The following is a 17,506-nucleotide window of genomic DNA, read 5'->3' as shown; positions in this document are numbered from 1 at the left end:
ACTGGAGAGACCATGTCCGAGCAATTCGAACCGTCTGAGCGCGCCGAGGCTGCCGAGCGGCTGCGGCGGGCGGGGTACTCCGAGGCCGACCTCCAGCGGGAGGTCACGGAACTCGAGGAGAAGTCCGCGACCGCGGCCCGCATCTTCGACCTGCGGCGCATCATCGGCGGCCTGTTCGTCGTCTACGGCGTGATCGTCACGATCGCCGGCATCACGGACAGCGACGCGGAGATCGACAAGGCCCAGGGGATCAACATCAACCTGTGGACCGGCCTGGCCATGCTGGGCCTGGGCATCTTCTTCCTGGCCTGGCTGAAGCTGCGGCCCGTGGCGCCGGTCACCCCGACGCTGCCGCCGGAGGCGTTGGGCGGGGAGTCCCCGGGGCCCCGGGAGTCCCCGCGGGGCGAGTAGCGGCCCGGTCGCGAGGTGAGCCGGCCCCGGGATCCGATCCGCCGGATCCCGGAGCCGGCTCAGTGCGTCTACTCGTGGTCGGCGACGTTCGCGTTGATGGCGTCGTCCCCGTTGTTGCAGATCTGCTGGGTCGCGTCCTGGTTCGACGAGAGGCCGAGCAGCGGGAGGTTCAGGTTCGGGATGTTGATGAGCCCGAACGAGATGTTCTCCACGTGGTTGGCACACTCCCGGGAGTCCCCGTCCGCGCCGAAGACCGTGGCGGAGGCGAATCCGGCGCCGGCCACGCCGAGGCTTGCGATCATGGCGGCCACGAGAGCGGTGTTGCGGAGCTTGCGCATTGCATACCCTTTTCCGTCTGGATGGCGTGCCTCGCTACAGAGCGAGACGTTACGGTTACGCACCGTATGTCGTGATTATCGGCTTTGCACCACGGACTGAGCCTTATGCCGCCACCAGCTCGCACCACACGAGCTTGCCCCGATGCCCCATCCGGGTCAGCGGCTGCCAGTGCCAGAGGTCCGAGCAGGCCCGGACGAGGGCCATCCCGCGCCCGCTCTCGGCCTCGGTCAGCCCTTCCAGCCGTCCCGGCGGCTCGGGCGGCTCGGGGTCCGCGTCCCAGGCACCGATCTGCAGGACCCCGTCCCGGAAACGGAGACGCAGGCACGCGGGGCCCTTGGTGTGCAGTACGGCATTGGAGACCAGCTCCGAGGCGAGCAGCTCCGCCGTGTCCACGAGGTGGATCAGTCCGTGCAGGGTGAGGATCAGGCGCAGGGTGCGGCGGCAGACCGTGACAGCGCGGGGATCGCAGGGGATGTGGAGGGAGTACTCCCAGGGATCGGACATGCGTCAACTCCGAGTGAAGTGAGGGGATTTACGCGCGGTGGCATTGCCGCAGCCGTCATGGCAGGACGAAGCGGTGCACTTCCGCAGCGTGTGCGGTGCGCCACTGACGGTAAGGCGATAATTTTCGCCTCCGCAAGCCACTGCCGTAATCTGACACTCGAACGAGGCACAACAACAAGGACGTTGGGGAACACATGGCGGCGAGGGCCCATCCCACCGCGCGACAGGTGCGCCTAGGCGCGGAGCTGCGCAAACTGCGCGAGGCGGCGGGGCTCAAGGCCCGCGAGGTCGCAGCGTTCCTGAACTCGACCTCGGCCCAGATGAGTCAGGTGGAGGCAGGCATCGCGGCCGTCAGCGCGGAGCGCATCCGACGCCTCGCCGAGCATTACGCCTGCACGGACGAGGCGTTCATCGACGCGCTCGCGGCCATGGCGGGCGATCGCTCACGTGGATGGTGGGACGAATACCGGGGAGTCCTGCCTCAGGTGAACCTGGATGTGGCCGAGGCCGAGCATCATGCGGCTTTCCTACGCGAGGTCGTCATCAACCGCGTCCCCGGCCTCCTCCAGACCCCGGACTACGCCCGAGCAGTCTTCAGGTACATGCGCCCGGAGCTGGCCGAGAGCGAACTTGCGCCCCGGGTCGAGTACCGGACGAGGAGGCGCTCCGTCATCGAAGGGGTCGCGTCCACCCCGTACGAGACGATCGTCCATGAGTTCGCCCTGCGAGTCAGAGTGGCGGACCGTCAGGTCTCCCTATCTCAACTCCGCTGGATTCTCGACCAGATCGAGCAGGGTCACGTCACTGTGCGGGTCATCCCCACCGATCAGGACGGCTTCGCCGGTGCCGGAGCCTCGATGGTGTACGCGGGAGGCCCGGTGCCTCGGTTGGACACCGGCCTACGGGACGCCCCGACCGGGGTCGTGTTCATCGATGAGGAACCACAGTTGGACCGGCTCCGAACACTCCTTCGTAGAGTGGAGGACGCGTCGCTGGACCCGTTGACGTCGCGGGACTTCATTCACCGCCTGACGAAGGAGCTGTGAGGCCCTCATGAACCACACCCTGCGCTGGCAGAAGTCGACGTTCTCCGACGGCGGCGAAGGGGACACGTGCATCGAACTCGCCGCGTCCTGGCAGAAGTCCACGTTCTCAGACGGCGGCAACGGCAACACCTGCGTCGAACTCGCCGCTTCCGCCGCCCCCGTGGCCCTTCACCTCCGTGAGAGCGACGCCCCGGACACGGCCCTCACCGCCACGCCCGTCGCCCTCGCTCACCTCCTGGCAGGGATACGCGCCGGACTCGCGCCTCAGCGGACGACGTCGAAGACGTTCTTCTGAAGGCCGTTGGCGTACGCCTCGTGCTCGACGAGCTTCAGCTTCTGGGTGTCCTTGTCCGTGGCGCTGAACAGCCGCTTGCCCGCGCCGAGCAGGAGCGGGAAGACGAGCAGGTGGTAGCGGTCGATCAGGCCGGCGTCCGAGAGGGACTGGTTGAGGGAGGCGCTGCCGTGGACGATGATCGGGCCGCCCTCGGTCTCCTTCAGCGCGGCGACGTCGTCGAGCGAGCGCAGGATCGTCGTCTCGCCCCAGTTCGACACCAGGTCGTCCTCGGTGAGGGTGGTGGAGACGACGTACTTCGGCATCACCTTGTAGTCGGCGAAGTCCGCCATGTCGGGCCACACGGGGCTGAACGCCTCATAGCTGGTCCGGCCCAGCAGCATCGCGGTGGCCTCGGTCTGCTCCCGGCCCTTGATCTCGAAGGCCTCGGGCAGGAACTCGATGTCCTTGAAGGTCCATCCGGCGTTCCGGTAACCGGGCTCGCCGCCCGGTGCCTCGACGACGCCGTCGAGCGAGATGAACGCGGTGCTGATCAGGGTGCGCATGTGAGGTCCTCGGGGTGTCGGGGCGTCGCTGCCGGTTCGGTCATGATCTCTGACCGCGGATCGCGGCGAAACTCATCGGCGCCCGTCAGAGATCGGCGCCGCAGCCGGCGCCGCACCCGGCGATGTCACCGCTGCGGGCCGCCGCCACCAGGGCGATCGTCAGGGTCGCCGACCAGGTGAGGAAGTGGATCGACGGCGGGTAGCTCGCGAGGGTGTAGCCGTCCCCGGTGAGGGCGGCGACGGACAGGGCCGCGACCGGCAGCCCGGCGGTGAGTGCCGCCAGCAGGCCGCGCAGCGGGGGGCGGGTGAGGAGGCCGCGGGGTGCGAGCGCCAGGGCGAGGCCGGTGGCCGTGCCCAGGGTGACGCCCACCGCCATGCTGCCGAGCACGGCGCACGCGCCCGCGATCGTCAGCTTCCCCGCGGTGCCGTCGTGGCCGCCGGTCAGGAAGACGAACGCCGCCACCAGGCACAGGGTGCCGACGATCCCCGCGGGCCAGGCGCCGATCGTCACGCCGAGGCGCACACCCCGCCGGACCGTCGCTCGCAGCTTCATGCGGTCAGCCTCGCAGTTTCACCAACTGGGCGTCCAGGACCGTGGCCGGGACCGACGGCGTGCCGCTGAGGTAGGCGACCGTGTTGCCCGAGCGGAGGACCACGGCCTTGGTCGGGGTGGCCTTGCCGGAGGACCGAGCCACCGTCGCGCCGACGGCCATCGCCTGATCCACGCCCTCGGGAGCGAGTTCCGGGGCGACCTTGCCGACCTTGTGCTCGTCGCCGTCGACCGTGGCCGTGAAGCCGGCCGCGCATTCGTCGAGGGCGGTGGCGATCGCGTCCATCGCCTGCTGGGCCCGGTCGGACCCGTACTCGGCCAGGACGACGGTGACGGTGGCGCCCTCGCCGGTGGCCTTGCGTACGACCGTGGTGGCCGGCTTGCCGACGGCCGTGCCGGACAGGGCGTACGCCAGCGGAGCGCAGGCGTCCTGCGTGACCTGCACCTCGCGGGCGTCGTCCGGCGTGGACACGGTGAAGCCGCTCGTGTCGCGCGAGACCAGCGCCGCGCTGCCCAGGCCGCCGGCCCGCACCGTGGCGCCCGGCTGCGCGGTGGGCTTCAGCAGACCGTCGCCACTGCCACCACCCCCACCGCTCGCCACGTCACACGCCGACAGCAGCGCGCACAGCCCCGCCACCGTGCCGAAGGCAGTTCGACGCCCGGTGCGGCTACTCATCGTCGAGCCGCTCGCCGTTGATCTCACCGTGTACCCATCGGACGGACTCCGGCCGGTCGCCCGTGCCCTTACGGCAGAACTCCTCCAGCGCGGCCCGGATCTGCTCGACGGGCACCGTGCTCCGCGGATGAAAACAGAGCGGGCTGTGCGGATCGGAGAGCACCTGGGGATCGAAGTCGGGTGGAGTGGGGTTGTCGGAGACCCAACACCACTGGGACGTCTCGTCTCCTGCCGCATCGGCACGATCCGGACTGACGTACCAGACGAGGCCGCCGTAGCCGGTCGCCACGTTGACGCTGACGTGCAGATGGTTGTCCGGCCACCAGTCGTAGGTGTCCGCCGTGTGCCGCCGGTCGGCGAAGAAGAACAGCACGTTGTCGCCGGCCCCGACACCCGGAACCTCGAACCGCTGCCCCTCGACGGCCCGGGTGATCAGTTCAGCCATCTCGGGCCACGTCTGCGCGTAGGAGTACGTGGCGCCCGACCGCACGTTGAGCATCAAGCTGTTCCCCAAAACTCTTTCGCCTCTTTGGCCCCGGCTTCCCACACTCTCATGACGGAGTTCTTCGGGAGTATCGCCCTGACCGCCGTCGAACAGTTGTGGAAGTCACTGCACACCGCCGCGTTGTTGATCACCACGTCCACCTCGGTGATGCCCTTGTCCCTCATCCAGGCCGCGTACTTGGTCTCGACGTGGGTGTCCTGGGGATACCTTCCGCGCGGGTTGATGCGCGGCCCGACGCCGTTACCGGCGGCCTGGTGCAGATAGGCGTTGGCTCGCGGAGAAAGCATGTCCGTACCGCTGGTCAGCTGGTGCACCCCATCGTCCGCGCCGAGTGCGTTCCCGTCTCCATCGAAGATCCGGCCGGTCGTCTGGCGTTCACCGGCCAGCTCGTCCTGAGCCTGCTTGACGTGGTTGGGCGCGCTGCCGCAGTTGTGGACGAGGACAGGTGACGTACCCGCAAGCACGTAGTACGTGTGGAGGTCGCTGACGGTCAGGTTGTGAACCGTGGCCCGCTGGGTCGTCCAGCGTTCGACCGCCGTGACCTGGACGTACGTGCCGGCGCTGGTGCGCAGCCACTCACCGCTCCGCAGGTCCGTGGCGTCGACCCACTCGCCCAACTCCTGGACCCAGAACGGGTGTCCTTCGGTGGCCGTCACCTGGGCGGTCCGCTCGCCGTCGCCGATCGCGACGGTCACCTTGACCAGGTGCTTGACGCCCTCGCCCACGATCTCGGCAGTCACCGTCTCAACGGCCGTCTCACCCGTCTCCGGGTCGGTCGCCAGGACCTTGTCGCCGTTCTCGACCTGCTCGATCGGCTTGGTGGTGCCGTCGGCCATCAGGACGCGGGTGCCGGGGACGAAGCTGTTGGCCTCCTTCTTCGAGCAGCTGCCGCCTCCCCCGGACTCGTCCTTCGCCCTCGCCTGCCGCGGTTTCGGCTCCGACTTCTTCGCAGCCGCCTTTTTCGCTTTCTGGACCGCGTTACCCGTCTTCTGTGCAGCCTTCTTGGCCTGCCGGGTCGCCGCTTCCTTGGCCTTCTTTCTGAGCTGCGCCGCGAGTGCGGCCGCCTTCTTCTTGGCCTCGGCCGCCTTGCGGGCCAGCTCACGGGCCTTGCGGGCCAGCTCGATGATCTTGCGGGCCTTCTCCTTGGCCTTCATCAGCGCGTTGATCGCCTTGGCGATCCGGTACGCCGCCTTGGCGATGCCGAAGGCCTTGTACGCCTTCGTCCAGGGGATGGCGTTGAGGAACAGGTCGCCGCAGGACCAGACGTCACCTCGGGAGAAGCAGCCGACCACGCTGTCCCAGCCGACGAACTCCTTCAGAGCGGCCCAGCCGATGGACAGGATCACATCCGCCACCGAGGTGGCGAGCGTCTTCTTCGCCGACGCCTCGTCGGACGCCGAGGGGCCTCCGTACTCCGCGCTGCCGCCCTCCGACGCCAGACCCGACGGGTCGGCGAAGGTGGCCGGATTGTTCTCGCAGTAGACGTAGCCGTTCATCTGGACCGGGTCGGCCATGTCCAGGACCGGGTCGGCGGACAGGAAACGGCCCGTGTTCGGGTCGTACTCCCGCGCACCCAGGTGGACGAGGCCGCTGCTCGTGTCCTCTCCGCCGCTGACATAGCCCTGGTGGGAGCGCCACGTGCCCGGCTCCGACCGTTCCACGCCGAACGCGTCCGTCTTGGAGAACTTGACCTTGTTCCCGGACGTCAGCGCCACGTTGGCGTACGCCGTGCCGTTCTGGTCCGTGATCTGGACGGACAGTTCCGCCGTGCCCGTTCCCTGCGCGTGGCGCATCACGGTCGGGGCGCCGGCCTGGGAGTAGTAGCGCTCGGTGTAGGCGGGACCGCCGGCCGCGTTGACGGAGATCGTCGACTCGCCGAGGTACAGGGTGCGCTCGGTGGCGGAGATCGCCATCAGGCGCTGGCCGTCACCGCCGTAGACGTACTTGGTCTCCTTGTCCGGCGCCCACGCCTGCTTCGCCGAACCGTCACAGGTGTACAGCTGGAGGTCGGTGCTGTCGGCCGAGTTGGAGCTCGGGACGTCCAGGCACCTGCCCGACGAGACGTGCTTCAGGGTGCCGGTGGACGTCGCCGTCCACTGCTGGGCGGTCGCGCCGGTGCAGTCGGCGATGACGACCGGCGTGCCGTTCGCCGTGCCGCTGTCCTTCGGGACCACGCACTTGCCCAGAACCTTCAGCGCGCCCGTCGACGGGGTCGCGGAGGACGCCGCGTCGATGCGGAGCTTCTGCGCCTTGGACCCGTTGCAGGTGTACAGCTGGAGCGGAGTGCCGGCCGTGGTCAGACCGCCGGCCAGGTCCAGGCACTTGTTCGCCAGGCCCAGCCAGGCGCCGGCGCCGTTCTCGCCGAAGCCGGTGGCCTTCTCGACCTGTCCGTCCCAGGTCCAGGTCAGTGCCTGCTCGGAGCCGTCGTACGTGCGCGTGAGCGTGTTGCCCGCGTCGTCGTAGGTGAGGCTCGTGGCCTTGGTGACCTGTGCGCCCGAGTCAGCCTTGTAGGTCGACGACATGCCCGTCAGCGTGTGCGGCTGGGTGCCGTCCGCCTTGCCGTAGGTGTAGTCGGTCGTGGCGTCCTTGGTGGTGTCCAGCCCCGGGTCGTGCTCGACGAGCTTCTTCCGGTTGCCCATCGCGTCGTACGTGTACGACTGCCAGTAGCCGCTGTTCGCCGCCGTGACATTGGTCGTGCCGTCCGAGTACTTCGGGGCCGCCGCGGTCTTGCCGGTGGCCGTGCAGCTGGTCGGGGCGGTCCATGCCTCGCTCAACTGGCCCAGCGCGTCGTAGGTGAAGCACTGACGGTCGGTCGTCGAGTTCGCGGTGTCCGCGATCGACGTGACGTTGCCGGCCGGGTCGTAGGCGTAGGAACGGGCGTTGACGCGGTGGCCGGTGACGGCCGTGGTGTCGCTGGTCGACTCGCGGTCGACGATGCTCTGGGTCAGTTCGCCCGTCGCCTCGTCGAACAGGTTGGTCGTCCAGACACGGTTGGGGTTCTCGCCGCTGGCCGTGCGCAGGACCTGGCCGTACGGGGAGTACGAGGTCTGCGCGGTGTACCAGGCCAGGCCCGAGGTGGAGACGGGCAGGCCGTCCTCGTTGTAGCGGATCACCATCTTCTCGGCGGGCAGGGTACCCACCGACGGCAGGTTGACCGCCTGGACGACGCCCGAGTCCGAGTACTCGAAGCTGTAGACGTAGTCCTTCTGGAGGCCGTAGGAGAGCGCCACCGACTCGGGGATCGAGATCTTCTGGCCGGTCGGCTGGTAGTCGGCCGTGTAGCCGGTCACCGCCGTGGTGTAGGCCATCCCGTCCGTGTAACGGGTCTGCGAGGTCGCCAGACCGACGCCACCGATCAGCGTGTCGTAGGTCGTCTTCGCCAGCAGGGTGCCGGTGGCGGAGTCCTTGTGCTGCTCGATCGGGCGGGACAGTTTGTCGTAGACCGTGTAGACGGCCGCGTTCTCGTCCGTGACCAGTTGCGGCCGGTCCAGGATGTCGTACGCGGTCGTGGTCGTGCCCGCGTCCGGGTCGGTCGCCTCGATCTCGCGGCCCCGGGCGTCGTACTCCCAGGTCCAGGCGTTGCCCTGGGAGTCCTTGGCCTCCACCCGGTCGCCGCGCTCGTCGTACGTGTACGTCGTCGAGCGGTAGGCGGCGCGCAGCGCGTCCGTGTACGTGTCCACGCGGACCGTGCGGCCCATCGCGTCGGACCAGGTGCGCTGGGCGGCCGCGCCCGTGGGGTTGATCACCGTGGAGTTGTCGAGGCCGTACTCGTAGCGGCTCGCCTTCGCCGGGACCTCGGTGCCGTTGAGGTACGGGGTCTCGGTGAGGGTGCGGCCCAGGCCGTCGTACGCGTACAGCGTCGCGTTGGGGACCTGGTAGTCCGACTCCAGCTCGAACAGGACGGTGGAGGGGGCGTCCTTGTCGTAGTAGGCGTTGTTGGTCTGCCGGATGGTGCCGTTGGCGCCGTACAGGGTGTCCGTGATGAGGCGTCCGCCGCCGACCGCCGGTTCCTGCTTCTGGCGTTCGCGGCCGAGGCCGTCGTAGATGACGGTGGAGACGCCGTAGTCGCCGCTGTCGGTGAGCGACTCGGTCGTGATCGAGACCGGCTGGCCGATCGTCGTGTCGTAACTGATCTTCGCCGACGGCGACTTGGAGGTCGCGCGGGACGGGTTCCACACCTGGGTGGCGCGGCCGAGGGCGTCGTACGTGTAGGTGGTGACGCGTCCGTTGACGTCCTGGTCGGTCAGGGCGACCCCGCGGCCGGGCTCCAGCGTGCTGGTCTCGCTCTGGTTCAGCTCGTTGGTGGTGGTGATCTGGAAGACCTGGCCCGTGTCCGGGACGTAGGTCGTGACGGCCTTCGCGGTGTCGCCGTTGGCGATGGCCACGGCGTTCCTCGTGGACGTCGTGCGGCCGTAGCCGTCGTACGTGACCTCGCCGTCCTTGACCCAGCCGCCGCCGGTGCCGGTGATCGCCCAGGTGGCGGTGGCGTTGCCGCTGGTGGGAGCGGCGTCGTAGGCCTGGCCGTCGTAGGCGACCCGCGAGCCGTCGATCCAGTCGGCCGCCGTCGCCGTGGCCGCCTGGGCGCAGGTGCCGGCGGTGGTGAGGGTCTGCCGGTCCAGGCCGATGAGGTGCTTGGCGGTGTTGTGGACGTACGACATCACCGTGCAGGTGTCGTCGTCGGAGTTGTTGACGGCGGAGTCCGCCGACCAGTCGTTGTACTCGGCGACCTGCGTCGGCAGGCCGTAGGTGTCCTCGTAGTCGGTGACGGTGCGCAGGACGCGCACGGTGCGCTTGTCGTCGCCGGCGCCGGAGGAACGGGTGTAGGTCAGGGACTCGGGGGTGAGGACCCGCCAGGCCTTGAGGTCCGGGATGCCGCCGGAGCGGGCACGGGAGGCCAGCTTCACGGCCTTCGGCTTGTCGACGGTCCTGGTCAGCCAGGTGTCGGCGGTCGCCGAGGCGTAGGTGAGCGACTCCGCGACGCGGCCGGCGAACGGCTCCTCGTCGGTGGCGACGGTGACGCCCTCGGAGTCCTTGACGGTGACCGAGCGGGTGCCGCCCCCGGAGAGGGGGTCGCCGTCCATGCCCCGGAAGAAGCGGGTCTCCGTCATGCCGCGCTTGGTGGACACGTACGCGGCGTCGCTGTCGGCGCCCGTGTAGGTGCGCACGCGGGCGAAGCCGCGCCACTGGTCCCAGGTGCGGGTCTTCTTCTTGGAGAACTCGGCCTGGTTCAGGGCCCAGGCCCCATCACCGAGGTAGTCGTAGGTGGTCGTGATCGCCTCGACGCCGGTGAGCGCCGGAAGTTCCTGGACCGACTCGACGACGTACTTGTTGAACCAGTCGGTGGTCTCGACGTCCGGGTCGGCGTTCCAGAACACCGGGAAGCACAGGCCGGTGTTCGCGTCCGGTGCGGGGAAGCCGCTGCCCGTCCTGCACGCGCCCGACGGCGCCTTGTAGGTGACGACGGTCTCGCCGCCGTACTCGCTGACGACGCGGGCGATGCGCAGCCGGTCGAAGGCCGGGTTCGGGTCGTTCGCGCCCTCCTTGACCCGGTTGGGCATCGGCTGGCTGTTGGCGAGGAACTGCACCGGGTTGAGGGTGAGGGACTCGCCCTCGGTGTCGTAGCCGGTGCGGGTGATCGACTCCAGCCACAGGGCGGTGCCCTCGTCGGTGAGGTCGGCGGGCAGGGACTGCTGGAGCGTCCAGCTGTCCACCTTCGACAGGGCCGTGGAGCCCTGGGTGCGCTGGGTCCACGTCGTCACCTGGGCCAGCCGCTTGCGCGACCAGAAGGTGGGGACGGGGACGTAGCACTCCTTGCCGGCGGCGCAGTACAGGTCGGCCGGGGTGTCGTACCAGATGCGGTTCTTCGCGAAGTCGCCGGAGGCGAAGTTGTCGTTCTCGTCGCCCTCCGCCGTACAGGCGAGTTCACCCTCCTTGAAGCAGCGCTCGTCGACGTCGAAGGTGACCTTGGAGATCGGGGTCGCGTACGGGTCGGCCGTGGTCAGGCCGTACTCGATGCGCTTGAGCCAGCCGCCGCGGTCGTAGGAGACGGGCGTCTTGTACTTGTTGTTCTTCGCGTAGTGGTTGGTCTCCTTGGCCCACCACAGCGTCATCGCGTTGCCGTTGGTGTCGACGACGTAGTCGAGGTTCCAGCGCCAGGCCTGGTCGCAGAAGGAACCCGCGAAGTCGCCCGCCATGTAGCAGGGTTCGCCGTACTGATTGCCGGCGACGGGCGCGGTGAACACCGAGTTCGTCACCGGGTCGCCGCTCGCCCAGTCGTCGGCCAGCTTGTGCTTGCCGAAGTAGTACTGGGTGCCGTCGCGGGTGGTGACGCGCCAGTACTCGCCGTCGGCGTCGCCGTTGTCCAGGGCGGTGTCCCGCAGCAGTTCGACGCGCGAGCCGTCGTCGTTCGCGGTGACCCACTTGTCGCCGTAGGGGCTGCTCGCGCTGTCGGGCAGGACCAGCTCGGTCGTCGTGCCGCCGAGTGTGAGCGTGGCGTTGTACGAGCCGAAGCAGAGGTCGCTGGTCTTCTTGGTGTTGTTGCCGTTCGTCTGGTCGTCGCGGCAGGAGGTGTACGTGCGGGTGATGGAGCCCGCGTTGTACTCCCAGCCGTCGCCGACCCAGGAGGGCTGGTTGTTGGAGGCGGAGGTGCGGCCGTCCACGCCCTGCGAGTTGTAGCCGAAGGACACCGACGGCGAGGGGCCGCCGGGGACGCTCGGGGTCTGGAGGGAGTACGAGTAGGTGAAGCCGCCCGCGTTGCCTCCGGCCGACCAGGAACCGGCGCTGACCAGCGGGGTCGCGCCGAAGTCGCCCTTGGAGCCGGAGCCGGAGTCGGTGGCGAGGAGGACGGAGGAGCCGGAGCCGTCGGCGGTCGCGGCGGCGAGCGTCGCCAGCCGGGCGCCGTCTTGCGTACCGGCCTTCCGGTACACGCCGTCGGTGACCGTGCCCTCGTCCGAGGCGGCGGCCGTCGACGCGGTCGAAGCGCTGGTGCCGCCCGCCGCGAGGACCTCGGTGTCGACGGTCGCCAGGATGCGGCGCTCGAACACCGCGTCGCCGTCGGCGTCGGTGCCCGTCTGCGCGACCACGTTGTCGGTGGAGACCTCGGTCGGCTCCGAGCAGCCCTCGGTGTCCGGGGTGGTCAGGAAGCAGGCCGGGTACTGCACGAAGGACAGCCGGTCCGCCCAGTTCGCGCCGTACAGCTCGGAGAAGTCGGTGTAGTCCAGGGCGATCACGGCGTCGCCGGTCGCCTCCGCCGGCGGGGTGACCGTCAGCGCCACGCCCTCGATGGCGGTGGTGGCGATCTCACCCTGGCCGGCGAGGGTGACCTGCCACTCGCCCTCCAGGGCCGTGGCCTCGGCCGCCGTGGCGTCCTCGGGGGCGCCGACCTCGACGGGGAGCGTGCTGCCGTCAGCCTGGGTGAGCGGGACCAGGTCGCCGGGAGCGAGGCCCGTGAGGTCCTTCGTCGCGGTGCCGCCGACGGGGGCGGTGACCTGGCTCGGGTCGTACTCGACGGGCTGCTCGGCCTCGGCCGTGGTCAGTTCGGCGAGATTGCCGCCCTCCTCGCCCTCCGCCTGCTCGGCGTCCGGCAGGTCGACCAGGTCGACGCCGCTTCGGTCGTCACCCGGCGGCAGCGCCACGGCGGCGGGCGAGACGCCCAGCACCAGCGCCACGGCGAGCGCACCGACCACACCGGCGCGCATCCGCGCCCGTCTGCGGCGTTCGGCACGTGTGCTCACACGCCACCCCCTGCCGCTCCATGACAGCGATCCCCACACAGCGACAGCCCCCGCGCCCACAGTTCCGGCCATTGATGAGCACGAATGTTCTGGCAAATCTTCATGGAAAGTCAACAGGTCCGAGAAGGCGCGTGATTTAGCTCACCGGAGAAATTCCGCAGTCCGCAGAAAAAGATACGTGCATGGCTCAATAACTGAAAGACCAGGTCAAATGCCGGTCAATGCACTGCCACGCATGGGCAAATTGTGATCGTTTGGCGCAAGACGCCCGGGACGCGAACTCCCTGCTCAGCCCCACCTGTTAGACGTACGCGAGGGCCGCCTCGCCTCACCTCCAAGGTCACGGAAAGGCAAAGGCGACCGAGCGGTGTGGCGCAATCTCCACGGCATCGGCGATGCTCTGGTGCGCGCTTTCCGGGCGTGGAATGCGAAAAGCAGATCCCCGGGAGCGACATAGCTCATTCACAGAATCTCGGGCTCGCCCGGGATTTCAGGGGGAGGGGGCGCAAGCCCATGGAACGTCGTCGCTTCGGCCTGCCCGCGTCCGGGCGCGGCCGGGCAGGGGTCGCCGCAGCCGTCGCCGGCGCGATCGGCGTCGGGCTGCTGGCCGTGCCGCTGTTCGACGACCCCGGCGCAGCCGACGCCCCCGCCGGGACGAAGAAGGCCGCCGCCCGTCCGCTGGACCAGGACGCCGCGCAGGCGCGGGCCGTCGCGGCGGGCAAGCGCGTCGAGGTCACCGCGATGCGGGACGAGACGTCCACGACGTACGCGCGCCCGGACGGCAGCTTCGAGCTGGTCGCCCACGGGGCGCCGGTGCGGGCCCGGGTGAACGGGGTCTGGAAGCCCATCGACACGAGCCTGGCCCGGACCGCACAGGGCTGGGCCGCCAGGGCAACCGTCGATCCCGTGGTGTTCTCGGCCGGCGGCAAGGCAGGCAAGGGCAGCGGAAGCGGCGCGAGCGGCGCGAAGAGCACGGACGGCCGCGGCGCCTCGGGCACGGGCCCGGCGTCCACGGTCGTGCGCCCCGCCGTCTACACCGTCGCGCGCGGCGGTGACGCCGTGCGGGTCGCCGACGCCACGGAGGGCTTCTCCGAGCTCGCCACCCTCACCAGCGGCGGCCACGAGATCACCCTGAGCTGGCCCGGCACCCTGCCCGAGCCGGCGGTCAGCGGGGCCAGCGCGCTGTACCGCGAGGTCCTCGACGGCGTCGACCTGATGCTGACGGCCCAGGCCGGCGGCTTCAGCCACGTCCTCGTCGTGCACAGCGCCGAGGCCGCGGCCGACCCCGCGCTCACCCGGCTGTCCTACGGGCTCTCCTCCCCCGACCTGACCTTCCACCTCGACCCCGTCACGAAGATCGTCACCGGCACGGACCGCGACGGCCAGGAGATCGCCGTCTCCCCCACCCCCTACCTGTGGGACTCCGCCGGCACGTACGCCGTCACCGAGGGCGCCGACCCCGAGCCGACCGAGGAGGCCGCCGAGCCGGCCCCGTCGTACTCCGAGGAACCCGGCGCGCCGGTCGGCGAGGAGAGCGCCGCGCCCGAGGACGGACAGGACACCGACGCGCCGACGGCGACCACCACCGAGAATCCCGCCACCGGGGACACCGGCGCGGCCACCGCCGACCCGGCCGCCTTCCGCCAGGCGTCGTCCGCCGCGCTCACCGACGCCCAGGTGTTCGCCCTGCCGGGCCTCGCCGGCCCCGACCCGGGCACCCATCTGGCGCTCGCCGGAACCGAGCTGAGCGCCCCGGGCACCGCTTCCACCGCCCTGTCGATCGTGCCGGACACCGACCTGCTCACGGACGCGGACACCGTCTACCCGGTCTTCGTCGACCCCACGATCTACGGCAAGACGAAGAACTGGACCACGGCCTACAAGAAGTACCCGAGCTCCAGCTTCTACGACGGCGCCAACTACAACAGCGGAACCACCGAGGCCCGCGTCGGCTTCGAGTCCACCACCTGGGGCTTGTCCCGCTCGTTCTTCAAGCTCGGCTGGTCCACCAGCATCAAGGGCGCCAGCATCTCCTCGGCCTCCATCCGGCTGCGCGAGACCTACTCCTGGTCGTGCTCCGCGCGCGAGACCCAGGTGTGGCTGACCTCCGGGATCTCCTCCAAGACCACGTGGAACAACCAGCCGGACTGGAAGTCGGAGATCGGCACCAAGTCCTTCGCGTACGGCTACAACTCCTCCTGCCCGGACTCCTACGTCAGCTACGACGCCAAGTCGGTCGCGCAGGACGCGGCGGACGGCGGCTGGTCCTCGATGACCATCGGACTGCGGGCCAGCACCGAGGACTCGGCGTACGCCTGGAAGAAGTTCCGCGCCGAGGGCGACAGCGCCCCCAAGCTCACCCTCGTCTACAACCGCAAGCCGAAGACGCCGAGTTCGGTCGTCCAGACGCCGGGCGGCACCTGCGACCGCACCACCCCGTACCTGCACATCGGCAAACGCGATCTCGTGCTGTCGGCCGCCTCCTCCGACCCGGACGACATCTCCACCCGCCAGGACCTGAAGTACCTGGACTTCGAGCTGTGGCGGACCGGCTACGGCGACAGCAAGATCCTCGACAAGAACGTCACGGTCACCAGCGCCGGCAAGGCGTCGGTCACGGTCGCCAAGTCGTCGTTCACCAACGGCTACCAGTACTCGTGGCGGGTGCGCGCGATCGACTCCAGCGGGGCCGCCTCGCCGTACGCGCCGACCTCCGATCCGTACGTGTGCCGGTTCATCTACGACAGCAGCGTGCCCAACGAGCCGCTGATCACCTCCACCGCCTTCCCGGCGGCGGACGAGGACGGCTCGGTCTGGTCGACGGTGAAGTTCGGCACGTCCGGCAACTTCACCTTCGCGCCGGACGAGGACACCGACGTCACCAAGTTCCAGTGGTCCTTCAACACCACGACCTACGCGAGCAGCAAGACCGTCACCGCGGGCGCCTCGACGACCGTGTCGCTGCCGCCGCCGCTCGCCGGCCCCAACGTGCTGTACGCGCGGGCCGTGGACAGCGCGGGCAATGTCTCGATCGGCACGAAGTACCTGTTCTACGTCACCCCGCGCGACACCGCCGACGAGGACGGCGACACCACGGGTGACGGCACCCCCGACCTGTTCGCGATCAGCTCGGGCGGCAACCTGTGGATGTACCCCTCGTCGACCGCCGGTGACCTGCACGTCGGCATGGAAGCCGCCCACGACGACGGCGTCGGCCTGCTCTCCGACCCGGACGAGGACGGCGTGGACCACGCGCCGGCCTACTGGGTGGGTGCCGACGGCACGGCGGCGCTGATCGCCCACGGCGGCGACGCCCTCGGCGCCGACGGCATCGGCGACGTCTTCTCCCGGATGCCCGACGGCAAGCTGTACGTCTACCCCGGCGACGGGTACGGCAGCGTCGACATCTCCCGGCGCATGACCGTCCGGCTCCCCTCGGGCTCCCCGGACCCGGCGACCTTCGACCAGATCATCGTGGGCGACTACGACGCGGACGGCCGCGTCGACCTGTTCGCCACCGCCACCGGCGGTGAGCTCTGGGCCTTCGAGGGCTACACCGGCGCCACGTTCCTGACAGTCACCAAGATCGCCTCCACGGCGTGGCTGGACCGCGACCTCGTCTCGGTCGGCGACCACGACGCCGACGGCGCCCCCGACCTGCTGTGGCGATCCGGCTCCTCCAGCCGTCTCTACCTGCGGTTCGGCGTCAAGGACAGCGCCGGGGGCTCCACCATCGCCTCCCTGTCGACGGCGGCGGCCTCCAAGACGGGCGCCGACGAGGTCTACGCCGAGGGATGGTCGACCACCACGGTGCCCACGAGCCACCTGTACGGCACCCCGGACGTCGACAACGACGGCGTTCCCGACCTCTGGGCCCTGTCCAGCGCCGGGAGCGTCTACTTCTACAAGGGCGGTGCCGCGGTGATCGGCACGGGCACGGCGGTGATCAGCGCGGACAGCGCGTGGGCCACGACGAAGCTGCGCTTCGGCTGACCCGCCCGCGACTCCCCGGACACGGGGCCGGAGTTCGTCAGAGCTCCGGCCCCGTACCCGTTTCCCTGTTCCGGGACGTGTGCGGCAGTGGTCCCGCGCGGTCCAGCAGGCCCGTGCGGGCCGCGAGGGCCGCCGCTTCCAGGCGGGAGCCGACGCCGAGTTTCATGAGGACCCGCTGGACGTGCGTGCGGGCCGTGGAGGGGGCGATGCCCATGCCGGCGGCGATCAGGCGGGTGTCCTCGCCGTCCGCGACCCGGACCAGGACCTCCACCTCGCGGGGCGTGAGCATCTGGAGCAGCCGCTGGCCCTCGTCGTCCGGCTGGGCCGCCGGGTTCAGGAGTTCGCTGAACGCGCCTTGCAGCAGCGTCGGAGCCACCGCCGCCTCGCCCGCCCGCGCCTTCATGATGGCCCGCTCCACGCCCTCTATGCGCTCGTCGTGGCGTACGTAGCCGGAGGCGCCGGCGGCGAAGGCCGCCGCGATGCCGCGGGGGCTCGGTACCGGGCCGAGGACCAGGACCGCCACCTGTGGCCGCTCCCGCTTGATGCGGACCACCGGGTCGAAGATGCCCGGCTCGGCCGGGACCGCCGTACCCAGCAGACACACCTCCGGGGCGCGGGTGATCACCAGCTCCGCCGCGCCCGCGGCCGGTGCCGCCGCGGCGAGCACCCGGTGCCCCCGCAGTTTGAGCGCCGAGGCCAGTGCCTCGGCGAGCAGTCGGTGGTCGTCGACCACCATCAGCCGCACTCCCAACGAGCAACCCCCCAGTCCCCCCATGGATGCCCTCACGGGCTCACACGGACTCACACGGACCAACAAAGGGCGCCCCCCGGCACCCCGTCCTTCATGCCCCCGGAAGCTACACGCTTGTTCGACGTTGCGCTCCCCCTACTGGTGAGAAGTGCCCCGGATCG

The 17,506-nt window shown here is 69.9% G+C and carries 12 protein-coding genes; 4 read left to right on the top strand and 8 right to left on the bottom strand.

The genetic code is table 11. The annotated features are described in order from the left end of the window. Nucleotides 1–12 precede the first annotated feature (12 nt). Nucleotides 13–411 carry a hypothetical protein gene (locus tag ACIRPU_RS27515; RefSeq protein ID WP_403871924.1) on the top strand — a complete coding sequence of 133 codons (399 nt, stop codon included), beginning with the start codon at nt 13–15 and terminating at the stop codon, nt 409–411. A 68-nt stretch (nt 412–479) separates the two neighbouring features. Here ACIRPU_RS27515 and ACIRPU_RS27510 read toward each other — a convergent pair whose 3' ends face one another. Continuing rightward, complete coding sequence (locus tag ACIRPU_RS27510; RefSeq protein WP_403871922.1) at nt 480–749, bottom strand: hypothetical protein; 270 nt, start codon at nt 747–749, stop codon at nt 480–482. Between the two features lie 103 nt (nt 750–852). After that, complete coding sequence (locus ACIRPU_RS27505; RefSeq protein ID WP_403871920.1) at nt 853–1,254, bottom strand: ATP-binding protein; 402 nt, start codon at nt 1,252–1,254, stop codon at nt 853–855. Nucleotides 1,255–1,448: 194 nt separating this feature from the next. On the opposite strand from ACIRPU_RS27505, the gene ACIRPU_RS27500 reads away from it, so the two are divergent. After that, a complete protein-coding gene (locus tag ACIRPU_RS27500) occupies nt 1,449–2,300 on the top strand; it encodes a helix-turn-helix domain-containing protein (RefSeq protein WP_403871918.1) in 852 nt (283 codons plus the stop codon). A gap of 7 nt (nt 2,301–2,307) precedes the next feature. After that, complete coding sequence (locus tag ACIRPU_RS27495) at nt 2,308–2,595, top strand: DUF397 domain-containing protein (protein ID WP_403871916.1); 288 nt, start codon at nt 2,308–2,310, stop codon at nt 2,593–2,595. Here the strand turns inward: ACIRPU_RS27495 and ACIRPU_RS27490 are convergent. The 5 genes from ACIRPU_RS27490 to ACIRPU_RS27470 all read right to left on the bottom strand — a co-directional run bounded on the left by ACIRPU_RS27490 (nt 2,565) and on the right by ACIRPU_RS27470 (nt 12,601). Continuing rightward, nucleotides 2,565–3,137, bottom strand: coding sequence for a dihydrofolate reductase family protein (locus ACIRPU_RS27490; protein WP_389508376.1), 573 nt, complete (start codon nt 3,135–3,137; stop codon nt 2,565–2,567). The two genes, ACIRPU_RS27495 and ACIRPU_RS27490, sit on opposite strands and share 31 nt — an antisense overlap. Before the next feature lie 85 nt (nt 3,138–3,222). Continuing rightward, nucleotides 3,223–3,690: a hypothetical protein gene (locus tag ACIRPU_RS27485; RefSeq protein WP_403871914.1), complete on the bottom strand. Its 468-nt coding sequence runs from the start codon at nt 3,688–3,690 to the stop codon at nt 3,223–3,225. Between the two features lie 4 nt (nt 3,691–3,694). Further along, nucleotides 3,695–4,363, bottom strand: a complete 669-nt coding sequence (locus ACIRPU_RS27480; RefSeq protein WP_403871912.1) for a hypothetical protein — start codon at nt 4,361–4,363, stop codon at nt 3,695–3,697. Next, entirely contained in the window at nt 4,356–4,862 is a 507-nt protein-coding gene (locus ACIRPU_RS27475) for an Imm1 family immunity protein (RefSeq protein WP_403871910.1), read from the bottom strand. The genes ACIRPU_RS27480 and ACIRPU_RS27475 overlap by 8 nt, the downstream gene beginning before the upstream one ends. Further along, nucleotides 4,862–12,601: a DddA-like double-stranded DNA deaminase toxin gene (locus tag ACIRPU_RS27470; RefSeq protein ID WP_403871908.1), complete on the bottom strand. Its 7,740-nt coding sequence runs from the start codon at nt 12,599–12,601 to the stop codon at nt 4,862–4,864. The genes ACIRPU_RS27475 and ACIRPU_RS27470 overlap by 1 nt, the downstream gene beginning before the upstream one ends. Before the next feature lie 513 nt (nt 12,602–13,114). Between ACIRPU_RS27470 and ACIRPU_RS27465 the strand changes: the two genes are divergently transcribed. Next, nucleotides 13,115–16,594, top strand: coding sequence for a DNRLRE domain-containing protein (locus ACIRPU_RS27465; protein ID WP_403871906.1), 3,480 nt, complete (start codon nt 13,115–13,117; stop codon nt 16,592–16,594). Nucleotides 16,595–16,631: 37 nt separating this feature from the next. On the opposite strand, the gene ACIRPU_RS27460 is transcribed toward ACIRPU_RS27465, so the two are convergent. Beyond that, entirely contained in the window at nt 16,632–17,330 is a 699-nt protein-coding gene (locus ACIRPU_RS27460) for a LuxR C-terminal-related transcriptional regulator (protein WP_403871904.1), read from the bottom strand. Between the last annotated feature and the right edge of the window lie 176 nt (nt 17,331–17,506).

Source organism: Streptomyces sp. NPDC102259 (genome assembly GCF_044766465.1).
Classification (GTDB): Bacteria; Actinomycetota; Actinomycetes; order Streptomycetales; family Streptomycetaceae; genus Streptomyces.
This window is presented reverse-complemented; position numbering and strand designations above follow the sequence as displayed.

Excerpts from the sequence above, each read along its gene's own strand:
- ACIRPU_RS27515 (WP_403871924.1), top strand. The coding sequence starts at position 13 with ATGTCCGAGCAATTCGAACCGTCTGAGCGCGCCGAGGCTGCCGAGCGG.
- ACIRPU_RS27510 (WP_403871922.1), bottom strand. The coding sequence starts at position 749 with ATGCGCAAGCTCCGCAACACCGCTCTCGTGGCCGCCATGATCGCAAGC.
- ACIRPU_RS27505 (WP_403871920.1), bottom strand. The coding sequence starts at position 1,254 with ATGTCCGATCCCTGGGAGTACTCCCTCCACATCCCCTGCGATCCCCGC.
- ACIRPU_RS27500 (WP_403871918.1), top strand. The coding sequence starts at position 1,449 with ATGGCGGCGAGGGCCCATCCCACCGCGCGACAGGTGCGCCTAGGCGCG.
- ACIRPU_RS27495 (WP_403871916.1), top strand. The coding sequence starts at position 2,308 with ATGAACCACACCCTGCGCTGGCAGAAGTCGACGTTCTCCGACGGCGGC.
- ACIRPU_RS27490 (WP_389508376.1), bottom strand. The coding sequence starts at position 3,137 with ATGCGCACCCTGATCAGCACCGCGTTCATCTCGCTCGACGGCGTCGTC.
- ACIRPU_RS27485 (WP_403871914.1), bottom strand. The coding sequence starts at position 3,690 with ATGAAGCTGCGAGCGACGGTCCGGCGGGGTGTGCGCCTCGGCGTGACG.
- ACIRPU_RS27480 (WP_403871912.1), bottom strand. The coding sequence starts at position 4,363 with ATGAGTAGCCGCACCGGGCGTCGAACTGCCTTCGGCACGGTGGCGGGG.
- ACIRPU_RS27475 (WP_403871910.1), bottom strand. The coding sequence starts at position 4,862 with ATGCTCAACGTGCGGTCGGGCGCCACGTACTCCTACGCGCAGACGTGG.
- ACIRPU_RS27465 (WP_403871906.1), top strand. The coding sequence starts at position 13,115 with ATGGAACGTCGTCGCTTCGGCCTGCCCGCGTCCGGGCGCGGCCGGGCA.
- ACIRPU_RS27460 (WP_403871904.1), bottom strand. The coding sequence starts at position 17,330 with ATGGTGGTCGACGACCACCGACTGCTCGCCGAGGCACTGGCCTCGGCG.